General features: G+C 69.3%; 20 protein-coding genes, 2 rRNA genes and 1 riboswitch. Of the genes, 4 read left to right on the top strand and 18 right to left on the bottom strand.

Features of this window, described 5'->3' with window-relative positions:
- Nucleotides 1-7: 7 nt before the first annotated feature.
- The 3 genes from ACFU5K_RS06745 to ACFU5K_RS06735 form a co-directional block, all read right to left on the bottom strand.
- A complete protein-coding gene (locus ACFU5K_RS06745) occupies nucleotides 8-1033 on the bottom strand; it encodes a DMT family transporter (protein ID WP_384057696.1) in 1026 nt (341 codons plus the stop codon).
- 63 nt (nucleotides 1034-1096) lie between these two features.
- Entirely contained in the window at nucleotides 1097-1627 is a 531-nt protein-coding gene (locus ACFU5K_RS06740) for a Clp protease N-terminal domain-containing protein (protein WP_384057695.1), read from the bottom strand.
- A 204-nt stretch (nucleotides 1628-1831) separates the two neighbouring features.
- Complete coding sequence (locus ACFU5K_RS06735; RefSeq protein WP_384057693.1) at nucleotides 1832-2416, bottom strand: PadR family transcriptional regulator; 585 nt, start codon at nucleotides 2414-2416, stop codon at nucleotides 1832-1834.
- Nucleotides 2417-2743: 327 nt separating this feature from the next.
- Here ACFU5K_RS06735 and ACFU5K_RS06730 point away from each other — a divergent pair, with 327 nt between their 5' ends.
- Complete coding sequence (locus ACFU5K_RS06730; RefSeq protein ID WP_384057691.1) at nucleotides 2744-3565, top strand: PhzF family phenazine biosynthesis protein; 822 nt, start codon at nucleotides 2744-2746, stop codon at nucleotides 3563-3565.
- 23 nt (nucleotides 3566-3588) lie between these two features.
- Here the strand turns inward: ACFU5K_RS06730 and ACFU5K_RS06725 are convergent, their stop codons facing one another.
- Both ACFU5K_RS06725 and ACFU5K_RS06720 read right to left on the bottom strand, forming a co-directional pair.
- Nucleotides 3589-4368 carry a CPBP family intramembrane glutamic endopeptidase gene (locus ACFU5K_RS06725; RefSeq protein WP_384057689.1) on the bottom strand — a complete coding sequence of 260 codons (780 nt, stop codon included), beginning with the start codon at nucleotides 4366-4368 and terminating at the stop codon, nucleotides 3589-3591.
- Nucleotides 4369-4460: 92 nt separating this feature from the next.
- Nucleotides 4461-5966 carry a glutamate-cysteine ligase family protein gene (locus ACFU5K_RS06720; RefSeq protein ID WP_384057687.1) on the bottom strand — a complete coding sequence of 502 codons (1506 nt, stop codon included), beginning with the start codon at nucleotides 5964-5966 and terminating at the stop codon, nucleotides 4461-4463.
- Nucleotides 5967-6459: 493 nt separating this feature from the next.
- Between ACFU5K_RS06720 and ACFU5K_RS06715 the strand changes: the two genes are divergently transcribed.
- Entirely contained in the window at nucleotides 6460-7056 is a 597-nt protein-coding gene (locus ACFU5K_RS06715) for a hypothetical protein (RefSeq protein ID WP_384057685.1), read from the top strand.
- A 287-nt stretch (nucleotides 7057-7343) separates the two neighbouring features.
- A complete protein-coding gene (locus ACFU5K_RS06710; protein WP_384057683.1) occupies nucleotides 7344-7550 on the top strand; it encodes a DUF5999 family protein in 207 nt (68 codons plus the stop codon).
- 69 nt (nucleotides 7551-7619) lie between these two features.
- Here the strand turns inward: ACFU5K_RS06710 and gcvP are convergent, their stop codons facing one another.
- On the bottom strand, nucleotides 7620-10505 hold the full coding sequence (gene gcvP / locus ACFU5K_RS06705) for an aminomethyl-transferring glycine dehydrogenase (protein WP_384057681.1): 2886 nt from the start codon (nucleotides 10503-10505) through the stop codon (nucleotides 7620-7622).
- A 193-nt stretch (nucleotides 10506-10698) separates the two neighbouring features.
- A riboswitch (glycine riboswitch) is annotated at nucleotides 10699-10794 on the bottom strand.
- Nucleotides 10795-10928: 134 nt separating this feature from the next.
- Here gcvP and ACFU5K_RS06700 point away from each other — a divergent pair.
- Complete coding sequence (locus ACFU5K_RS06700; protein WP_384057679.1) at nucleotides 10929-11300, top strand: PRC-barrel domain-containing protein; 372 nt, start codon at nucleotides 10929-10931, stop codon at nucleotides 11298-11300.
- Here ACFU5K_RS06700 and ACFU5K_RS06695 read toward each other — a convergent pair.
- From ACFU5K_RS06695 to ACFU5K_RS06640, 12 genes are all read right to left on the bottom strand, one after another.
- Complete coding sequence (locus ACFU5K_RS06695) at nucleotides 11222-12670, bottom strand: DNA polymerase IV (protein WP_384057678.1); 1449 nt, start codon at nucleotides 12668-12670, stop codon at nucleotides 11222-11224. The genes ACFU5K_RS06700 and ACFU5K_RS06695 overlap by 79 nt on opposite strands.
- Before the next feature lie 78 nt (nucleotides 12671-12748).
- Nucleotides 12749-13366, bottom strand: a complete 618-nt coding sequence (locus ACFU5K_RS06690; protein WP_384057676.1) for a MerR family transcriptional regulator — start codon at nucleotides 13364-13366, stop codon at nucleotides 12749-12751.
- Nucleotides 13367-13535: 169 nt separating this feature from the next.
- On the bottom strand, nucleotides 13536-14009 hold the full coding sequence (locus tag ACFU5K_RS06685) for a bifunctional nuclease family protein (RefSeq protein ID WP_006123076.1): 474 nt from the start codon (nucleotides 14007-14009) through the stop codon (nucleotides 13536-13538).
- Between the two features lie 53 nt (nucleotides 14010-14062).
- Nucleotides 14063-14806, bottom strand: a complete 744-nt coding sequence (locus ACFU5K_RS06680; protein WP_384057674.1) for a MerR family transcriptional regulator — start codon at nucleotides 14804-14806, stop codon at nucleotides 14063-14065.
- A gap of 42 nt (nucleotides 14807-14848) precedes the next feature.
- Nucleotides 14849-15598: an FHA domain-containing protein gene (locus tag ACFU5K_RS06675; protein ID WP_384057672.1), complete on the bottom strand. Its 750-nt coding sequence runs from the start codon at nucleotides 15596-15598 to the stop codon at nucleotides 14849-14851.
- Between the two features lie 190 nt (nucleotides 15599-15788).
- Nucleotides 15789-16601 (bottom strand): DUF881 domain-containing protein, encoded by an 813-nt coding sequence (locus ACFU5K_RS06670; RefSeq protein WP_384057670.1) that lies wholly within the window; start codon nucleotides 16599-16601, stop codon nucleotides 15789-15791.
- A 5-nt stretch (nucleotides 16602-16606) separates the two neighbouring features.
- Entirely contained in the window at nucleotides 16607-16939 is a 333-nt protein-coding gene (locus ACFU5K_RS06665; protein ID WP_003970459.1) for a small basic family protein, read from the bottom strand.
- Nucleotides 16936-17856, bottom strand: a complete 921-nt coding sequence (locus ACFU5K_RS06660; protein ID WP_384057668.1) for a DUF881 domain-containing protein — start codon at nucleotides 17854-17856, stop codon at nucleotides 16936-16938. Before ACFU5K_RS06660 ends, ACFU5K_RS06665 begins: the two co-directional genes overlap by 4 nt.
- A gap of 98 nt (nucleotides 17857-17954) precedes the next feature.
- The gene (locus ACFU5K_RS06655; RefSeq protein ID WP_384057667.1) at nucleotides 17955-20450 is read right to left on the bottom strand and encodes a sugar phosphate nucleotidyltransferase; all 2496 of its coding nucleotides are present in this window, start codon (nucleotides 20448-20450) and stop codon (nucleotides 17955-17957) included.
- A gap of 109 nt (nucleotides 20451-20559) precedes the next feature.
- Nucleotides 20560-21168: a CDP-alcohol phosphatidyltransferase family protein gene (locus ACFU5K_RS06650; RefSeq protein ID WP_384057666.1), complete on the bottom strand. Its 609-nt coding sequence runs from the start codon at nucleotides 21166-21168 to the stop codon at nucleotides 20560-20562.
- 145 nt (nucleotides 21169-21313) lie between these two features.
- Nucleotides 21314-21430, bottom strand: a 5S ribosomal RNA gene (gene rrf / locus ACFU5K_RS06645).
- A gap of 96 nt (nucleotides 21431-21526) precedes the next feature.
- Nucleotides 21527-21599, bottom strand: a 23S ribosomal RNA gene (locus ACFU5K_RS06640); the annotation flags it as partial.

The raw sequence follows: 21599 nt of genomic DNA, 5'->3' as shown, positions 1-21599 counted from the left end.
GTCGTCGTCAACAGCACTCGGATCGCGGCGGCGCAGCGCCGGCCGGCTCCCGGGCCCCCACCGCCTCGGCGCTCAGCAGACTCGGCCCCGACGCGACGGGCCCCGTCGGCGGCTTGGGCGCGGACGACTGGGCGATGAACGCCCCGATCAGGACCACTGCGCCGCCCGCCAACTGCGGCGCGGAGAGGTGTTCGCCCAGCAGCACCCAGGCGAGCACTGTGGCGATGACCGCCTCCAGGCACGCGACGACCCCTGCCACCTGGGGCGAGAGCAGCCGCACCGACACGACACCTGTGACATAGGCCAGCACCGTCGCGAGCAGCACGATCCATCCGAGCAGGACCACTGCCGGGACGCCGCGCCCGTCCATGACCGCGTCGCCGCCGAGCACCGCCCAGTCCATGCCCCACGGCCTGGCGACGGCCGTCAGCACGACGGCTCCCACCAGCAGCCCGTATGCGATGACCCCGAAGGGTTGCGGAGGTTCGGCATCCCCTCTGTCCCCGTGCCCCGCGCCCTGATCCGACAGCACGAAGTAGCCCACCTGACAGCAGGCCGCACCGAGCGCGAACAGCAGTCCCACCGCGTCGAAACTCAGCCCGGACCACACCTCGACGACACACGCGAGCCCGCCGACCGCGAGCACCACACCCGCGGCGGCGGCCCGTGTGACGGGCCTGCGCTGCACGAAGCGCACCCAGCCGAGGACGAGTGCCGGGGCCAGGTATTCGACGAGCAGTGCCACCCCGACCGGGATGCGGGAGATCGCCGCGAAATAGCAAGCTTGTACACCGGCGACGGCGAACAGCCCGAAACCCGCCAGCAGGGCGGGCCGCTCGCGCACCAGATTCCGATGCCGCCAGGCGACGGGCAGCATGACGAGAGCCGCGCCCGTCACCCTCAGCCACACCACGTGCAACGGGTCGAGTCCCGCCTCGATCAGCGGTTTGGCCGCCACCCCTGAACCACCGAACGCGAGAGCCGAGACCAGGGCCAGGCCCAGTCCGGCACTTCTCCCCTGAGACGCATGCATCGGCACATCATGGCAGCAGCGGTCAGCAGCGTCACCCCCGATGCACCTGACCTCTACGCACTCTCACCGTGGCGGCTCCCCCGCGACCAGCCGGTCCTCGGTGCGGGCGGCAAGCCGCGCGACCACGACCCCGGCCCGCTCCAGCACCTCGACAGCCCGGCAGCGGGGATCCGCGAGCAGCGCGGCCAGCAGATCCAGCCCGCCGGCGTGGGCCTGTCCGCGCCGGGCCGCCCGGTCCAGCGCCGCCGCCGCCGGGGGCGACCAGCCTTCACCGCCGGGTTCCCGTACGACCGGCACCGCGCCCGAATCCTCCCGCGCAGCCTGCCACCGGAGTCCGTAGCCGATGCTGCGCTGCACGAGATAGCCGAGCACCCTGGCCAGCTGAGGCGCTCCGTCGAACACTTCCCGGACCGCGGTGTCCGACTCGACGAGCGAGTGCAGGAGATGGGCCGTGTCGACGTGGCGGTCGCCGTCGCGCAGCGCACGCCGTCGCGCGCCGCTCGCCACCACCGTCATGGCGGGGCTCAGCGCAGCATCGGGGCGCGGATGGTTCGGCGGGATCTGCTCGGGGGTACCTCGTGTCCGGAACTGCACCACTCCACCTCACCAGCCAGGCGAGCGAAAACATCCCCGGTACGGCCCATCCGGCATCCCGCAGAAGGCGGGGTCCGCCAGGGGTTCCTCATCCTTCTGGATGAGATCACGCCATCACGGAGTGCATTTCCAGTCGCCCGGCGCACCGACGCAAAAGGGCCCCGCGGACGGGGCCCCTCTCAGGCATGCTGCGAGCCGCACGGCTCAGTCCTCGTCGGCGAGGATCAGGTACAGCTTCTTCCGGGCGTCGCCGATCACCGTCAACGCCTTCTGCCGCTGGTCGGCGGTTCCGGTCTTCCAGACCTGGCCGAACGCCTCCATCAGCCCGAAGCCTGCTTGCCGGATCTCGTTCACGCCCTCCCAGTCGACTCCGCGCCCGGCTTCCTCCCAGGGTGCGTCGGGGCCGGACTCGGCCTCCGTGCGACCCGCCTCGGTCAGGGTGAACAACTTCTTGCCACCCTCGCTCGCACTGACGATCAGACCCTCGTCCTCAAGCAGTTGGAGCGTGGGGTACACAGAGCCGGGACTGGGCCGCCAGGCCCCTCCACTGCGCTCGCCGATCTCCTGGATCATTTCGTACCCGTGCATCGAGCGGTCCTTGAGCAGCGTCAGGATCGACGCGCGTACGTCACCACGCCTGGCCCTTCCCCGGCCGCCTCCCCGGCCACGCCCGCCGCCACCGAAGGGGGGGCCGAAGGGCCCGAAGGCGGGGCGGCCGCCGTCGAAGTCTCCCCCGCCGGCGCCCCGGCGCCCGGGGCCACATCCGTGTTCGTGTCCATGTGAACGCATGACTGCGCTCCTCTCCTGTGCGTTGTCTTGTCACGCGACTTTGTCATTGATCTGTCGCGATGCCTCAACGATATATCGGAAACTATCGCCTGACAAGACCATCACCTCGACCCCCCACAGTGACCGCAAGTCGACGTGCTGACCCGGAGGCGGAGGCCACCCGTCGGCCCGGACACCGCTGTCCGGGCCGGGGAGGCGGTCTTCGTGGACACGGTCCGGACATCCCGCCGGGCCAGGAGAGTCCGGATGCCCCGCCGGGCCCGGACGAGCCGCACATCCGGGATTGGCCTTGGACCGCACGGAGCCGTCACACCTACTGTCGGCGGCATGAAGATCCGTATCGTCGACGCCTTCACCGACCGCCCCTTCGCCGGCAACCCCGCCGGGGTCCTCCTCCTGGAAGCGGGCCCGTTCCCCGAGTCGGCCCGCCTCCAGCTGGTCGCCCGTGAACTCAACCTCTCGGAGACCGCCTTCGCCCATCCGCTGCCACCGGGCGGTGACGCCGACTGGGCGCTGCGCTGGTTCACCCCGGCCACCGAGGTCGATCTGTGCGGACACGCGACACTCGCCGCAGCCCACATCCTGCACACCACGGGTACCGCGAGCGGCACCGTCAGGTTCGCCAGCCGTTCCGGCATCCTTCGCACCGTCGCGCACGAGGACGGCTCCCTCACGCTGGACTTCCCCACGGCGCCCCTGACGCCCGTCCCCGCACCCTCCGGCCTCGCGGAAGCGCTCGGCGCGTCGCCCCTCTCCGTGCATGACACAGGGGACCACGTCGGCGACCTCCTGGTGGAACTGCGCGACGAGGAGACCGTGCGCGCGCTGCGGCCGGACTTCGCCTTCCTGGCCGCGTGTTCCCGTCGAGGAGTCATCGCCACCGCGGCGGCCGGAGACCCTGCGGGGGCGTACGACTTCGTGTCCCGCGGCTTCTTCCCGCGGGTAGGCATCGACGAGGACCCGGTGACCGGCAGCGCGCACACCGCCCTCGCACCCTTCTGGTCCGCCAGGCTCGGCCGCGACGACCTCACCGGCCTCCAGGCGTCGGCCCGCTCCGGGCTGGTGCGCACCTCATTGCGGGGCGCACGCACACTACTGACCGGCAGCGCCGTGACGGTCGTCGACGGGGAACTGCTCACCGCGCTCTGACTTGGACGGAGCCGGACCGCACCTCACGGGGTGGGCAGCCAGCCCACCTTGCCGGCGAGCAGCGCATATCCGACGAACGCCCCGATGTCGAGCAGCGCGTGCGCGACGACCAGCGGCCCGACCCGCCCCCAGCGCCTGTAGAGCAGCACGAAGACCACGCCCATGACCACGTTGCCGATGAACCCGCCGATCCCCTGGTACAGGTGGTACGAGCCGCGGAGCACGGAGCTCGCCACCAGGGCGGCCATCGGCGTCCATCCCAGCTGCCCGAGCCTGCGCAGGAGGTAGCCGACGACGATGACTTCCTCGACGAGGGAGTTCTGCACGGCGGAGAGGACCAGTACGGGGAACTTCCACCAGACCTCGGGCAGCGACTCCGGGACCACCGTCAGGTTGAACCCCCCGGCGCGGGCCGCCAGATAGAACCCCAGCCCGGCGCTGCCGATGGCGGCCGCGACCAGGGTGCCCCGGCCGAGATCCTGCCGGGGCCGGGTGCGGTCCAGTCCGAGGGTCCGCAGACCGGCCCCCTCGCGCAGGAGGAGATGGGCCACCAGGGCGACAGGTACCAGCGCGGTCGCGATGCCGAACAGCTGCCACGCGAGATCGAGCCATGGGCGTCCCGGGGCGTACGACCCGTTCAGCGTCGCGGCCTGGTCCTTGAGGCCCCCGGGCTTCGTCAGCGACCCGACAAAGCTGATCAGTGCGGAGACGCCGCTGGCCCCGAGCGAGAGGGCCAGCACCAGCAGGGTCTCCGACCTCAGGATCCGCGGGGACGCCTCCTCCCGGGGAATGGTTGCAGTCACGCGACCCGCCTTACCTGTACGCCTGCCGTCGGTTGTGCGTCCTAGCTTGCACGACGGCGCGGCGGTGGCGGGACACCGGGCGGCCCGCCGGCTCAGGGGGCGGGAAAGCCGACGGGCCAGGTGTGGACCGGTTCGCCGACCTGCATCAGCTCGCCGTAGCGCCGGGTCATGGCCGCAAGAGCACCCTCCCGTTCGAGACCGGCGTCCAGCGCGCGGTGGTAGGTGTCGACCTGCCACGAGGCACCGTTCACGCGGAGCCGGCAGCGCTCCTCGATGACGCCCAGGTAGCGGTCCCGGTCAGCGGGCTCGATGTTCCAGGCGTCCAGCCCCGCAGCCGCGAGCGGCAGGAGTTCGTCCCGTACGAGCTTGACGGCGGGCACCTTCGCCACGCCTCCCGAGCGGCCGGGGCGGGGCCAGAGCAGTTCGGCGTCGATGCCGTGGCGGCAGGCGGCGTCGAAGTTCTCCGCCGCCGCCTCGAAGGGCAGCCTGGTCCACACGGGCCGGGGCTCGTCGGCGAGCGCGCGCACCAGTCCGTAGTAGAAGGCGGCGTTGGCGATGACGTCGGTGACGGTCGGCCCCGCGGGCAGCACCCGGTTCTCGACCCTCAGATGCGGGACGCCGTCGGCCACTCCGTACACCGGCCGGTTCCACCGGTAGACCGTGCCGTTGTGCAGGACGAGTTCGCCCAGGGCCGGCACCCCGCCCTCGTCGAGGACCCGCAGCGGCTCCTCGTCGTCGCAGATCGGCAGCAGGGGCGGGTAGTAGCGCACATTCTCCTGGAAGAGCTCGTACGCCGAGTCGATCCAGCGCTCGCCGAACCAGGTACGAGGCCGTACCCCCTGGTTCCTGAGCTCGGGCGGGCGCACGTCCGTGGCCTGCTGGAAGAGCGGTGGCCTCGACTCACGCCACAGTTCCTTGCCGAACAGGAACGGGGAGTTGGCACCGAGGGCGATCTGCACGGACGCGACGGCCTGCGCTGCGTTCCAGACGTCGGAGAAGCGGTCCGGTGTCACCTGCAGGTGCAACTGCACCGATGTGCAGGCTGATTCGGGGGCGATCGAAGCGGAGGTGGAGACCAGTCGTTCGACGCCCTCGATATCGAGGACGAATTCCTCGCCGCGGGCCGCCGCCATTTGATCGTTGAGCAGGGTGTAGCGATCGACGTCCGAGAGGTTCGCGGACACCACGTCCTCGCGTCCGAGTGTCGGCAGGATGCCGATCATCACGATCCCTGCGTCGACCTCGGCGGCCTTCCGATGGGCATATGCGAGTCCGGTGCGCAGCTCCTCGGCCAGCTGATCGAATACCCGGCCGCTCAGCCGGTGCGGAAGAATGTTCACCTCCAGATTGAACATCCCCAGTTCCGTCTGGAAATCCCGGCTGGCGATGCGCTGGAGCACCTCAGCATTCCGCATCCTCGGCATGCCGTCCGAACCCGCGAGATTCAGCTCGATCTCCAGCCCCATGAGATTCCTGGGCCGGTCGAACCTCCGCTCCGACAGGAGCCTCTCCAGCCCGCTCAGGCACTGGGTGAGCTTCTCGCGGTACGCCTGCCGATCGGACGGGGCGAAGGCACCCGCCACGATCTTCTCCCCCATCGAAGGGTCCCTCCTCGAGTGGGCGGCCCACGGCACAGGCCGCTCGTATCACGATCGATAATGCCCCGCCGAGATGATCCGTAACGCCCCCGCCGCCCGCGGACTCCCAGTAGTGTGAGGACTGAGACCGGAGGCACATTCCGTCGGCATGCGGCATATGCAGTTTGCACTGTTGCACCACGGGTGGAAACGCCGACGGGTTTCAGCCTACCGCCGCGGAGGGAAAATACCTGGCGGTAGACGTCCGGACCGGACTGAATCCACAGGAACTCCGCAATTCAAAGGCTCGAATCCGCCTTGCGTGCAATACGCGGGAAGGCTAGCCGAAACATCGTGTGAACATTTGTCGTATAAACTCTGCGAACGAGGCAGAGAGTTGACGCATCGGCCAGTCCGCCCGTCACCGGCCTTCCTCTGGCCCCGTTGCACGCCGACAGCGCCGTCTGCACCCGCCCACGCACCACCGTGTCTCCGAAGTGAGAGGCGACCCACTATGCCGCTGCATGTTTCACCGGCTCCCGCGCCCGCACTGCGCAGCGTTCTCGCGGCACTCGGTTCTCCCACCGCCGTCCGCGAGGCCCATACGCCCGCTCTCCGGTCCGTCCAGGGATCACTGAGCCCCGAACTCCCGCTCCCCGTCCACGTGCTGGACCGGGTCGTGCCGCACGAGGCAGCACCCCTCACCCGCCTCGCGGGCTGGCGGTTCCTCATCCGGAGCAAGGAACGCGCCGTCGCCGCCGCGGACATCTTGCTGACCGCCGACGGCTGGACCTTCTCCCACTTCTTCGAGGGCCCGTACATCGTCTCCACCGAAATCGCCGTACGGCAGGCCGAGTCGGCGACGACGCACTACCAGCCGCGGCTGCTCTCGATTCCCGAGCTGTACATGCTCACGCTGTGGCTGCACCGCGACACCGAGGACGACGCCGGCGCCGGCGCGCTCGCACCGAACGACGTGCTGGTGCCCCTCGCTCCCGCGCCTCCCGGCATCACGCCGCACCGTCCGCACCGGGTCGCGGACCTGCTGCCGGTCATGACACTGCGTGTCACCCCGGCTCCGCTACCCGGTCTCCTCGGCACGCCCGCCTGATCCTCGGCGTCACGTGCCCCCGCCGAACAGTTCGGCGGGGGCACACGTGTACCCGGCCGGACTAGTCCGGCCGGGTCACCCTGAACCATCCGAACGGACAGTGGAGTTGGATTGAACCGTCCGGCCGGGTGATGCGTCATGGGAGGAGAACAGCAGCTGCAGCGAAATCCCTGCGGATCGACGCCCGTAGGGCAACACTGGGAACGGACCGACTTGATACGGGGGCGGCCATGAACACCTCGTCCAGCCGCAGGACACTCGAATCGACGCAGCGAAAGAACCCATCCATGTGCCAGCACCAGCCACCCTGCCCGACCGCCGACTCCAACGACCGGGAGGCCGCGCGCCTCATGGCCCACCACCCGGAACAGGGCTGGAGCCTGCTGTGCAACGGCGTCCTGCTCTTCGAGGACACCGGCGAGCTGCTCCCGGACGGCCAGATCATCGCGCCCCACCGGCCCCTGAAGAGCGGTCAGGTGGTGAAGGCCGCCTGACCGCGGCCGGGAACACAGGGGGCCGGCCCGGAGAACTCTCCGAACCGGCCCCGACGCGCGTCCGAGTGCCTACTGGTCGTACTCGTCCAGGGGCGGGCAGGAACAGACCAGGTTGCGGTCACCGAACGCACCGTCGATCCGGCGCACCGGCGGCCAGTACTTGTCCGAGGGCGTGACACCGGCCGGGAAGACAGCCTCTTCGCGGCTGTAGGCGTGCGTCCACTCCCCGCCGAGCGCGGCCGCGGTGTGCGGGGCGTTGCTCAGCGGGTTGTCATCGCCGGTCCAGGTGCCGTCGGCGACCTTCTCGATCTCGCCGCGGATGGCGATCATCGTGTCGCAGAACCGGTCGAGCTCCGCGAGGTCCTCGCTCTCGGTGGGCTCGATCATCAGCGTGCCGGCCACCGGGAACGACATGGTCGGCGAGTGGAAGCCGTAGTCGATCAGCCGCTTCGCCACGTCGTCGATGCTGACACCGGTCGCCTTGGAGATGGGCCGCAGGTCGACGATGCACTCGTGCGCGACCAGGCCGGCCGGGCCGTTGTACAGGATCGGGAAGTGCGGTTCCAGCCGCTTGGCGATGTAGTTGGCCGCGAGTACGGCCACCTGCGTCGCCCGCTTCAGCCCCTCGCCCCCCATGAGGCGCACGTACGCCCACGAGATGGGCAGGATGCCGGCCGAGCCCCACGGGGCCGCCGAGATCGGTCCGACACCCGTCTCCGGGCCCGCGGCGGGCTGCAGCGGGTGGTTGGGGAGGTAGGGCGCCAGGTGGGCGCGCACACCGACCGGGCCGACGCCCGGGCCGCCGCCGCCGTGCGGGATGCAGAACGTCTTGTGCAGGTTGAGGTGCGACACGTCACCGCCGAAGTGGCCGGGCTTGGCGAGACCGACCAGCGCGTTGAGGTTGGCGCCGTCCACGTAGACCTGGCCGCCGGCGTCGTGCACCTCGCCGCAGATGTCAGCGACGTGCTCCTCGAAGACCCCGTGCGTGGAGGGGTAGGTGATCATGAGGACGGCGAGTTCGTCGCGGTGCTTCGCGATCTTGTCGCGGAGGTCCGCGATGTCGACCTCGCCGTCGTCGGCGGTCTTGACCACGACGACCTTCATGCCGGCCATCACGGCGCTCGCCGCGTTGGTGCCGTGCGCCGAGGACGGGATCAGGCAGACCGTACGACCGTGGTCCCCGTTGGCGCGGTGGTAAGCGCGCACGGCCAGGAGACCGGCGAACTCGCCCTGCGAGCCGGCGTTCGGCTGGATCGAGACGGCGTCGTAGCCGGTGACCTCGGCAAGGCGCTCCTCGAGCTCACGGATGAGGGTGAGGAAGCCCTGCGCCTGCTCGGCCGGCGCGAACGGGTGCAGCGCACCGAACTCGGGCCAGGTGATCGACTCCATCTCGGCGGTGGCGTTGAGCTTCATGGTGCAGGAGCCGAGCGGGATCATGCCGCGGTCCAGAGCGTAGTCCCGGTCGGCGAGCTTGCGCAGGTAGCGCAGCATCGCCGTCTCGGAGCGGTGCTGGTGGAAGACTGGGTGGGTGAGGACGGCGTCGGTGCGCAGCCGGTCCTCGGGGAGAGCGTCGGGCGTCGAGCCGTCCAGCGCCTCGATGTCCCCTTCCGCCCCGAAGGCCGCCCAGACCGCGGAGATCGCGCTGCGCGTGGTGGTCTCGTCGCAGGCGACGGAGACGTGGTCGCCGTCGACGAGGCGCAGGTTCACCCCGCGCCCGCGCGCGGCGGTGACCACGTCGGCCGCCGCGCCGGGGACGCGGACGGTGAGGGTGTCGAAGTACGCGTCGTGCACGACGTCGATCCCTGAGGCACGCAGTCCGCCGGCCAGGATGGCGGCGAAGCGGTGCGTGCGCCGCGCGATCGTGCGCAGGCCGTCGGGACCGTGGTAGACGGCGTACATGCCGGCCATGACCGCGAGCAGCACCTGGGCGGTGCAGATGTTGCTGGTGGCCTTCTCACGGCGGATGTGCTGCTCACGCGTCTGCAGGGCCAGGCGGTAGGCCTTGTTGCCGTCAGCGTCGACGGAGACGCCGACGAGGCGGCCGGGGAGGCTGCGGGCGAACTTCTCGCGTACGGCCATGAAGCCCGCGTGCGGTCCGCCGAAGCCCATGGGGACTCCGAAGCGCTGCGTGGTGCCCACCGCGATGTCCGCGCCGAGCTCACCGGGCGAGGTGAGCAGGGTCAGCGCCAGCAGGTCCGCGGCGACGGAGACGATCGCCCCGAGCTCGTGCGCCTGGTCGATGACCGGCTTGATGTCGCGCACCGCACCGGACGCGCCCGGGTACTGGAGGAGCACACCGAACACGCCCCGCTCGGCGATCTCGGCCGGGATACCGTCAGAGAGGTCGGCGACGACCACCTCGACGCCGGTCGGCTCGGCGCGGGTCTCGATCACGGCGACGGTCTGCGGCAGGGTGTCGGCGTCGACCAGGAAGACGCCGTCCTTCACCTTGCCGACGCGCCGCGCCAGTGCCATCGCTTCCGCGGCGGCCGTGCCCTCGTCCAGGAGCGAGGCACCCGAGGTCGGGAGCCCCGTCAGGTCGGCGACCATCGTCTGGAAGTTCAGCAGGGCTTCCAGGCGGCCCTGGGAGATCTCCGGCTGATACGGCGTGTAGGCCGTGTACCAGGCAGGGTTCTCCATGACGTTCCGCAGGATGACCGGCGGGGTGAACGTGCCGTAGTAGCCGAGCCCGATCATCGGGGTGAGCACCTGGTTACGGTCCGCGAGACTCCGCAGCTCGGCCAGGACCTCGGCCTCGGTGCGCGCCGCGGGAAGGTCGAGCGCCTCGGCGCTCCGGATCACGTCGGGCACCGCGGCGGCGGTCAGCTCGTCGAGGGAGCCGTAGCCGACCTGGGCCAGCATCTTCGCCTGGGCCTCGGCATCGGGCCCGATGTGGCGCTGCTCGAAGGGGATGCCCTGCTCCAGCTGGGAGAGCGGAGTGCGACGGGGGGTCATGATGGAGGCCTCCTGGTCTGTCACGACCTGCGAGGGGCGCCACGGCGTGGCTGCCCGTACGGCCTCCCCCTCTGTCATCTCGACCTGAGAGCTTCACCGGCACGCCCTGCGGCACACCGGCTTTCACCGTCGGTGAGGGCGGTGCCCGCCGCGGCTGGTGCCGCATGGACTCCGTCCTGCTTTCCAGAGTGGCCTTGTCCGTGCGGTACGGGGGCCTGAGAGATTCCGGGGAGGAGTTGCTCCTTCGGCGCCTCCGGATCGCTCCGAAGGACTCTCCCGCGCGGGGTCAGCAGCCGTGTTCCAGCCTACCAGCGGGCCGGGCGATGCCCGTCTCGAGTGGCCGACGGCCCGGATCTGGCCTTTTGTAGTGCCTGTGGAGCAGTCGCGACCACCCTGACGCAGTTGCGAGCAGTGGGAGGCACCGTGCAGACCGACATCGATCCGCGCAGCCTGATCGGCCGCAAGGCCTTCGACCGCCTAGGTGCCAAGATCGGAACCGTGGACGAGGTCTATCTCGACGACGCGACGGGTGTGCCCGAATGGGCCGCGGTACGCACCGGCCTGTTCACCCGGGACGCGTTCGTCCCGCTGGAGCCGAGCGAACTCGTCGACGGCTCGCTGGTGATCCCCTTCGACCGGGCGCTGATCAAGGATGCGCCGGACTTCGGGGTGGGCCGCCACCTCTCACCCGAGCAGGAGCTGCAGCTCTACCGCCACTACGGGCTGGACTCCGCCGCGCCCGGCTCGCCCGCCCCTGACAGGGACTTCGGAAGGCTGGCCGGCCACGAGGAGTAGTCCACCGGATCCCGCACGAGGGGAAGGGGATCAGCCGGCTGGAGCTCCGGGTCGTCGACCCGGAACGTGCGCACCCTTCCCGGCGCCGTCCACGGTTCCTCGAACCGCACGGTGACCCTGCCGACACCGCTGCCCTGCACCCAGCCGTGCCCGTGCACCTCGTGCCGTACGTCGTGTCCGGCGGGCCAGCGGCGGGCGGAGAGCAGCACGGCGCCCTCCAGAGCCTCCTCCTCGCCGGTGGCAGCGGGTTCGGCCGGGACGGCGTCGGCCGCTGCGGACACCCCGGCCTGCTCAGCCTCAGCCGCCTGCGCGAACAGGTCCTCCTGCGTGAAGTCGGCGAGCCCCGTGACTCCGACCCCGAGCAGCCGCACGCCGCCGGTGGTGTCCACGGCCTCCAGGAGCCTGGCGGCGGCCTCCCTTACCACCCCGGGGTCGTCGGTGGGGCCCCGCAGGGTCTCGGACCTGGTGAGCGTCGAGAAGTCGTAGCGGCGCACCTTGAGCACAACCGTCCGGCCGGACCGCCCGGCGCCGCGCAGCCGCCGCACACAGCGGTCCGCGAGGCGTTCCACCTCGGTCCTGACCCGGACGCGGTCGTGCAGGTCGACGTCGAAGGTGTCCTCGACCGAGACCGACTTCGCGTCGCGCTCCGCGATGACGGGACGGTCGTCGAAGCCCCGGGCCATGCGGTGGAGCGCGACCCCGTGCGCCTTGCCCAGCAGGCGCACGAGCTCCGCCTCACCGGCCTCCGCGAGGTCCTGGACCACGGTCATCCCGGCTCGCCGGAGATGGTCACCGGTGGCAGGTCCCACACCGGGAAGGATCCGCACGGACTTCGGCGCGAGGAGCTCTCGCTCGGTGCCCGGCTCGATCAGCATCAGCCCGTCGGGCTTCGCCTCCTCCGAGGCGATCTTGGCCAGCATCTTCGACCCGGCCAGGCCGACGGATCCGCTGAGTCCCGTGACCGCCCTGATCACCGTGCGCAACTGCAGGCCGAGGGCGCGTGCCGAGGCGGAGTCGTCCGCGACGCCGCCGGCCTCCAGATCGACGAAGGCCTCGTCCAGGCTGAGCGGCTCGACGAGCGGGGAGAGCCGGCCGAGCAGCTCCATCACCTGGTCGCTGACGGTCCGGTACAGCGCGAAGCGCGGAACCAGATACGCCGCGTTGGGCGCCAGTCGTCTGGCCTGCGCCATCGGCATCGCCGAGTGCACACCCAGGCGCCGGGCCTCGTATGACGCGGTGGCGACCACGCCCCGCATGCCGAGGCCGCCCACCACCACCGGTTTGCCACGCAGGCTGGGCTTCGCCGCCTGCTCAGCAGAGGCGTAGAAGGCATCCATGTCCAGATGCAGGATGGTGGGCACTGGTCTCACATGGACCGATGCTGCCCTACACCACTGACAACCGCCCCGCACGGCACGTGCGGGGCGGTTGTCAGTGGCGATGCCGTCTCAGCCCGCGCGGTTGCGCCGCCGGGCCAGTTCGTCGGCGGGGTTGTTGCCGACCAGCGTCTCGCCGGTGTCGATGCGCTCGCCATGGAGCTGCGAGAGTGCCACGTCGACGTCCCGCCAGACAACGCCGACGGCGATGCCGAAGATCCCCTGTCCTCCCTGGAGGAGACTGACGACCTCGTCGGGCGAGGAGCACTCGTAGACCGTCGCCCCGTCGCTCATGAGGGTCATCCGCTCAAGATCCGTGAACCCGCGGGCCCGCAGATGCTGGACGGTGGTGCGAATGTTCTGGAGCGCCACACCTGTGTCCAGGAACCGTTTGACGATCTTGAGGAGTACGACGTCCCTGAAACTGTAGAGACGCTGAGTCCCCGAACCGTACGCCGGACGCACACTCGGCTCCACGAGCCCCGTGCGTGCCCAGTAGTCGAGCTGTCGGTAGGTGATCCCGGCCGCCGCGCACGCTGTGGGCCCCCGATAGCCGATGTCCCCTGCCACTGCCACACCGTCCGCTGCCACCACTGCCGGCTGAACCGGCTGTCTGATGGAGTGGCCGGCCGCACTGCCGTGCTGCCGGTACGGCCCACCCTCAGCCGTACCGTCGCCGCTGCTTCTCACGCCGACCTCCGTCCTTGACCTGCCATCTCGAAGGTAGGCAGTCACCAGGGGTGCGTCAACGATCGCCACACTCGGCACGCCGAGTGATAATCACCCTGAGGGTGGTTTCCCGTGACTGATTTCCGGGAACGGCTTGTCGGATGCGCTGATGCCGGCCACCGGCGGACGGTCACTGGCTGTTGGTACCGAAGTCCTCCGGCGAGATCTGGTCGAGGAACTCGCGGAACTTCTCCACCTCGTCCTCCTGCTCGTCGGGAATGGCGATGCCGGCGTCGTCGAGCACACCGTCACTGCCGTAGATAGGCGTACCGGTGCGCAGGGCGAGCGCTATGGCGTCGGAAGGCCGCGCGCTCACCTCGACACCACTGGCGAAGACCAGCTCCGCGTAGAAGACCCCTTCCCTGAGGTCCGTGATCCGGACCTCGGTGAGCTCCTGGCCCACGGCCTCGAGCACATCCTTGAAGAGATCATGGGTCAGCGGCCTGGCCGGAGCCATGCCCTGCTGGGCGAAGGCGATCGCGGTCGCTTCCCCAGGGCCGATCCAAATAGGGAGGTACCGGTCGCCTCCCACTTCACGCAGGAGCACGATCGGTTGGTTGGAGGGCATTTCCACCCGGACACCCACAACGTCGAGCTCGTTCACACAGCAACCCTAGGACGTGCTCGCCATGTTTGGATAGTCGGGCCCCTCCGGACTCAGTGGAAGCCGGCCTTGAGCGCCGTCTGCACGAGTGCCGCGTGGAGCCGGACGGACAGGTCCGCAAGCTCCCTCGCGGTGGCCTCCGCATGGGCCCTGGTCTGCGGATTCCGGTGTCGGCGCAGGGGCGCGACCACCTGCTCGACCAGACCGGCCTCCCGCTCGGCGGCGGCCTTCACAGCCCGTAGATGCCGGGGTTCCAGGCCGAATCGGCCCAGATCCGCCACCAGCCTGGCCACGGTCACGGCCTCGGCGTCGTAGCTGCCCCCTGCCGCGGGCGCGACCAGGGCGTACGCCTCCCACTCGACGAGCTGCTCCTCGCTGATCCCGGCGGCCGCCAGGAGCTCGGAGCGTCCGATGCGGGAGGCTGTGGTCCGTCCGGCGCCCTGGTCCCAGGGAGCATCGCCGGGCTCGCCCGGTGCTCCTCCGGAGGGCAGGGTGGGCTGTTCACCGCGCTCCAAGGCGTCCAGGTGCTCCCGGATGACCTTGAGCGGCAGATAGTGGTCCCGCTGCATCCGCAGGACCTGGGCCAGCCGCTCGACGTCGGCGGAACAGAACTTCCGGTAGCCCGATGGTGTCCGCTCCGGCTCGACGAGCCCTTCCGCCTCCAGGAAGCGGATCTTGGAGATGGTGACTTCGGGGAACTCGTCGCGCAGCTGGAGGAGCACCGTGCCGATGCTCATCGCACGCTCGACCGCGGCGGCGGTGCCGTGACCGGCACCGCCTGTCGGTGTTCGCAGCATGGACCTTCCTGGGGGTCCCCCCGGACGGAGTCCGGGGAAGGGTCACACGCCTCGCTGACTCGCGTAGAAGACCAGTCGGTACTTCCCGATCTGGACTTCGTCGCCGTTGGACAGCGCGACGGAATCGATGCGCTCACGGTTGACGTAGGTGCCGTTGAGACTGCCGACGTCGCCCACCGTGAAACTACCGTCCGAATTCCTGTGGAACTCCACATGGCGCCGCGACACGGTCACGTCGTCCAGGAAGATGTCACCCTGCGGGTGCCGGCCGGCCGTCGTCAGGTCACCGTCCAGCAGGAACCGGCTGCCCGAGTTGGGGCCTCGGCGGACCACCAGGAGCGCCGATCCCGCAGGCAGGGCGTCGACCGCGGCCTGAGCCTCGGGCGAGAGCGACGGAAGGACCGTCTGGCCTGTCGCCTCGGCCTCGTACGCCTCGATGCCGGAGATCGAGATCGTCGACGTCGTTTCCGAGGCGCGCTCGGGAATCCCGCCCCTCAGCGGCGCACCGCAGTTGGAGCAGAAGCGGCCGGCCTCTGCGTTGTCGTGCCCACACCTCGGACAGACCAGCCCACCACCGGCCGACGGGCCACCGAAGCCTATGCGTCCTGCACCGGCGGGGCCGCCGGACGACGCGCCGGACCCGCCGGGGGAACCCGGCATCTCATCGCGGAAGAGCGGGCGCTCAGTGCCCTGCTCCTCGGCCCCCTGGCCCTGGCGCGGAGCACGGTGGCGGGCAGCACTGCCGCTGTCCTCGCGTGCGCTCTTTCCGAACAACTTCGCAAACAACTTCACGGGCGTTTCCCCTTGACCGAAATAGACCCGCCCGTGGGGCAGGACGAACCCTGAACGAACACACCTGCCGACCCGGACATCTTCACAACGTCCGTGTCCACCCGACAGTTTCCACCACGGGCCACGGATCCGTTGCGCCGACCCCCCGCAACCTCGCACCCGTGTCCTTCGACCACTGTGCACCACGTCCTCACCGGGACGACGACCGAGCGTAATCAGGCTGCTTCGCCGGGCGCAAGGCATCGACGACGATGTCCTGGGCACGGGCTACTTCCGCCGTGGCCTGCTCCTTCTCGAGCGTCTGCACCACCCCGCCGGGAATGTTCAGGGCCGGCTCCAGGTCCTGCGGCTTGCCGATGACCTTGAACTCGTACGGAGCCTCGACCTTCCGGCCGTCGACCCTCAGGTCTCCCGCGTCACCGGAGAAGTACGTGTTGGCGACCACGCGGACACCGTTGATCTCGATGGCCTCCGCACCCGCGGCGCGCAGCTCCTGGATGGTGTCGAGGAGCATGTCGGCCTCGACCGCACCACTCGGGTCTTTGATGGTCAGTGTGATGCCGGGGCCGTGCGCTGCGACGGTACCGGCAAGGATCCCGAGCTGGCGCTCCTTCTCGAGCGTCTGCCTACGGGCCTCCTCCGCCTGGTCGGAGCTGTTCTCCAGCTCGGTCCGCTGGTCGTCGAGGCGCTGCTTCTCGTCCTCGAGGCGCTGGGTGCGGTTGTCGAGCTCGTCGAGGATGCGCACCAGGTCCTCCTGGCGGGCGCCTCGCAGCGCGCTGTTGTCGCTGTTCGACCGGACCTGGATCGCGAGACCAAGGCCGAGTACGAACAGCAGCAGCGCGACGATGAGTTGAGCCCTGCTCACCCTGGGCGGCCAGAGCCCGGCCCTCAGCCGCTGACGGCCGGAGACCTCCTCGGGCGCGGCCGACGGCTGGGGCACGGGTGTCTCCGCCGGGAGCGGGCCGGGCGGTTCCTCGCTGCTCGAGTGCTGTTCGTTGCTCATCGGCCTCAAGCCCGGAAGACGTGGCGGCGGATCGCCGCGGCGTTGGAGAAGATCCGGATGCCGAGCACGACCACCACGCCTGTGGAGAGCTGCGCGCCGACACCCAGTTTGTCGCCGAGGAAGACGATGAGTGCCGCCACCACGACGTTCGAGAGGAACGACACCACGAAGACCTTGTCCACGAAGATCCCGTCGAGCATGGCCCGCAGGCCGCCGAAGACGGCGTCCAGCGCTGCCACGACGGCGATCGGAAGATACGGCTCGACCACCGCCGGCACTTCGGGCCGGACCAACAGTCCGACCACGACTCCCACGACGAGGCCCAGTACGGCGATCACGATGTGCCCTTCCCTGAGTCTGCCGCACCACTGCCCGTGTCTGCGGCCTGAGGCTCTGCTGTTCGTACGATCAGGCTGGGCGCGGCAGGCAGACGCACCATCTCCTGGGCGGAGATGCTGGTGCGAATGTCGAAGTTCTCGTGCAGCGCCTGCAGATACAGGCCGTCCGCGCTGTCGCGGAAAGTACTGACGAGCTTCTTCCCGTCCCCCACCGCTAGCACCGTGTACGGCGGCACCAGCGGCCTGTTGTCGACCAGTATGGCGTCGCCCGCGGCACGGATCGCCGACAGGGCGGTCAGCCGTTGCCCGTTGATGGCGACGGCCTCCGCTCCGGACTGCCAGAGGCCGTTGACGACGCGCTGCATGTCCCGGTCACGCACCCGCCCCGTGTCCGCGAAGCCGGTGGACTCACGCGGGCCACCACCGCCCTGGTCGGTGTCCTCCGCGTCGTCGATGACCAGCTTGACGCCCGGCCCCTCGACCGGAGTTGCGCCGGAAAGCAGCGCCACGAGCCCGCCCTGGTCCCCGCCGTGCTGTTCGAGCGCCTTGCGCTGCCGTTCGCCGACGTCTTCGCGTAGGGCCTCAACGTCCTTCTCGAGCGCGTCTGCCGTGGACGTCTCGGCGTTGACGCGGTCAATGAGTTCCTCGCGCTCCTTGGCCAGGACCGGGGCCGCGACCCGGGCCTCCGCGGCGCCGAGGGTCACGACGAGGGCGGCAAGCACCAGCCCGGCCGCCAGGCCGATCTTCGCCTTGAGCGTGCGCGGCATACCGGCGCTGCCGTCCGCCCTGCGACGTGCCGAGGCCTCGGCGTATCCCTCGTCGAGGCTGTGCTCCATCACCGTGGTCAGCAGCGACATGGACGCGTCGGGGCGGGGAGGCGGCGTTGCGCTACTCCGATCGGGGGGCGGCTGCGACATGCCGCACATCGTCGCACGTCATGGCTGCCGCCGCCGAATGCGCCCGCCATAGGCCCGGAAGCCGCCGTGCAAGGGCTTCCGGGCCGAGGTCACCGGCTTCAGTCGCCCGCGCTGTCCACGACGGCCGCCCACTCGTCGAGCAGCGCCTGGGTAGCCGCCTCGTCGGGTCCTTCCGCCCACAGATGGGTGACCGCCTCGGACGGGTCCGGCAGGACCATCACCCAACGGCCGTCTGTCTCGACGACCCGGACACCGTCGGTGGTGTCCACGCTGCGCTCGCCCGCCGCCTCCACGACCCGGCGCATGACCAGACCCTTGACCGCCCACGGGGTGGCGAGGTCGCGGCGCAGCACGTGGGCGCGGGGAATGCGGGCGTCGATCTGGCTGAGCGTGAGCTGCGTCCTCGCCACCAGACCGATGAGCCTGACGAAGGCGGCGGCGCCGTCGAAGACACTGCTGAACTCGGGGATGATGAACCCGCCCCGGCCGTCGCCACCGAAGATCGTGGAGTCTTCCCGACCCACCCGTGTCAAGTCGTCCGGGGACGTGGTCGTCCACTCCACCTGCGTGCCGTGATAGGCAGCGACCTGTTCGGCGACGCGCGTGGTCGTCACCGGCAACGCCACCAGCCCGCTCCGCCGTTCGGCCGCCACGAGATCGAGCATGACCAGCAGGGCCCGGTCGTCCTCGATGATGCGGCCCCTCTCGTCCACCAGGGACAGCCGCTCACCGACCGGGTCGAAACGCACGCCGAAGGCAGCGCGTGCGGAGGACACGATCTCACCGAGACGCACCAGGCCGGCCCTGCGCGACTCCGCGGATTCGGTCGGCCGGGACTCGTCGAGCCCGGGGTTGATCGTGAGCGCGTCGACGCCGAGGCGGCCGAGCAGGCTGGGCAGGACGAGCCCGGCGCTGCCGTTGGAGGCGTCGACGACGACCTTGAGACCCGCGTCGGCGATACCCGCCGTATCGACGTTGCGGAGCAGGGAGCCCGTGTAGGAGTCGAAGACGCTCGACGGGAAGTACAGGTCCCCGATCTCGCCGGGGAAGGCCCTGCGGTACTCCTGCCGCGCGTAGACCCTGTCCAGCTTCCGCTGCCGCGCCTGGGAGAGGTCGGCACCCCGCTCGTCGAAGAACATGATGTCGACCGAGTCGGGCACACCGGGCGACGTTCGGATCATGATCCCGCCGGCACTGCCCCTGGCGGTCTGCTGACGCGCGACGGGCAGTGGCACGTTCTCCAGGTCACGTACGTCGATGGCGCTGGCCTGCAGTGCGGAGATGACGGCTCTCTTCAGTGCGCGGGCACCACGGGAGTGGTCACGCGCGGTGGTCACCGTCGCACCCTTCTTCAGCGTCGTCGCGTAGGCACCGGCGAGCCGTACGGCAAGCTCCGGTGTGATCTCGACGTTGAGGATTCCGGAGACACCGCGAGCTCCGAAGAGATGTGCCTGTCCGCGCGACTCCCAGATGACCGAGGTGTTGACGAAGGCGCCGGCTTCGATGGTCTTGAACGGATACACCCGGACGTTGCCCTGGATGATCGATTCCTCGCCGATGAGACACTCGTCGCCGATGACCGCGCCGTCCTCGATGCGGGCCGCCCGCATGACGTCGGTGTTCTTTCCGATGACACAGCCGCGGAGATTGCTGTGCTCACCCACGTACACGTTGTCGTGGACGACGGCCCGGTGCAGGAAAGCACCGGACTTCACGACCACGTTCGAGCCGATCACGGTGTGTTCGCGGATTTCCGCGCCCGCTTCGACCTTGGCGTAGTCGCCGATGTAGAGCGGGCCCCGGAGGACAGCGTCCGGATGGACCTCGGCACCTTCCGCCACCCAGACCCCGGGGGAGATCTCGAAGCCGTCCAGTTCCACGTCGACCTTGCGCTCGAGCACGTCGGCCTGGGCCTTCACGTAGCTCTCGTGCGTGCCCACGTCCTCCCAGTAGCCCTCCGCGATGTAACCGCAGATGAGCTTGCCGTCTTTCATGAGCTGGGGGAACACGTCGCCCGACCAGTCCACGGAGGTGTCGGCCTGGACGTAGTCGAATACCTCGGGCTCCATGACGTAGATGCCCGTGTTCACGGTGTCCGAGAAGACCTGGCCCCATGTCGGCTTTTCGAGGAAGCGCTCGACCTTCCCGTCTTCGTCCACGATGGTGATCCCGAATTCCAAGGGGTTCGGAACCCGGGTCAGGCACACCGTGACGAGTGCGCCCTTCTCCTTGTGGAAAGCGATGAGATCCGTGAGGTCGAAGTCGGTGAGCGCGTCGCCTGAAATGACGAGGAAGGTGTCGTCCTTGAGGGCTTCCTCGGCATTCTTCACACTGCCCGCGGTGCCGAGTGGTTTCTCCTCGTTGGCATAGCTGAGCTCCATCCCAAGTTCTTCGCCGTCGCCGAAGTAATTCTTGACGAGAGAGGCGAGGAACTGGACGGTGACGACGGTCTCGTTGAGCCCATGCCGTTTGAGCAGCCTCAGCACGTGCTCCATGATGGGCCGGTTGGCCACGGGCAGGAGCGGCTTGGGCATGCTCGAAGTCATGGGACGAAGGCGTGTGCCTTCGCCGCCTGCCATCACGACGGCCTTCATGTCGGTAACGTCCTCCTCGAAGAGACGACGGTCCAGCCGACTTCACCCGTCGGGGCAGCACCGGCGAGCGGTGCGGGCCGGCGACTCTGCACGGCGCCACGACAACGGGCTAATCGGCTACTGCGTCCGCCTTGACCAGACGGCGGACTTGGACCACGTACAGGATCCCTGCCCACCAATAGAGGGTTGTACCCCATCCGGCGAACGCCCATCCGAAAATCGTACCCAGCGTTGCCAGCCAACCACTTCCGTCGCTGAGCAGCAACAAGGGGAAGGCGTACATCAGGTTGAAGGTTGCAGCTTTGCCGAGGAAGTTCACCTGGGGCGGCGGGTAGCCGTGCCTGCGCAGGATTGCCACCATGACGAGCAGCATCAGCTCCCGGGCGAGGAGCGCGGCCGTCAGCCATAGCGGAAGGATCTCGCGCCAGGTGAGCCCGACAAGGGTGGACAGAATGTAGAGACGGTCAGCGGCCGGGTCCAGGAGCCGGCCCAGACTGCTGATCTGATTCCACTTCCGGGCGAGCTTGCCGTCGAGGTAGTCACTGACACCGCTCAGCATCAGTACGAGCAGGGCCCAGCCATCGCTGTTGGGCCCACCGAACACGGGGCGAAGAATCAGCCACAGGAAAAGCGGGACCCCGACGAGGCGAGCCATGCTGAGGATGTTGGGGATGGTGAGTACTCGGTCCGTCTGAACTCGAGTCTCCTGGACCTCCACCCGGGGGCCTCCTGTGAAGAACGTGCCAATGATGCCCCCTGACCCTACCCTCAGTCCTCGGGAGACGGTGCACAGGGGGGCGGAACGGGCCGGGAACGCAGAAAAGCCCCGTGCCACAAGGGCACGGGGCTTTCCCGGAATAATTGTTCGGCGGCGTCCTACTCTCCCACAGGGTCCCCCCTGCAGTACCATCGGCGCTGAAAGGCTTAGCTTCCGGGTTCGGAATGTAACCGGGCGTTTCCCTAACGCAATGACCACCGAAACACTATGAAATTAACCAACACCGGATACTGCGCTTAATCAAGCACAGTCACGGCCGTTCGTTATTTCAGAACTAACACAGTGGACGCGAGCAACTGAGGACAAGCCCTCGGCCTATTAGTACCAGTCAGCTCCACCCGTTACCGGGCTTCCACATCTGGCCTATCAAC

This window comes from Streptomyces sp. NPDC057428 (assembly GCF_042803195.1).
Classification (GTDB): domain Bacteria; phylum Actinomycetota; class Actinomycetes; order Streptomycetales; family Streptomycetaceae; genus Streptomyces.
This window is presented reverse-complemented; position numbering and strand designations above follow the sequence as displayed.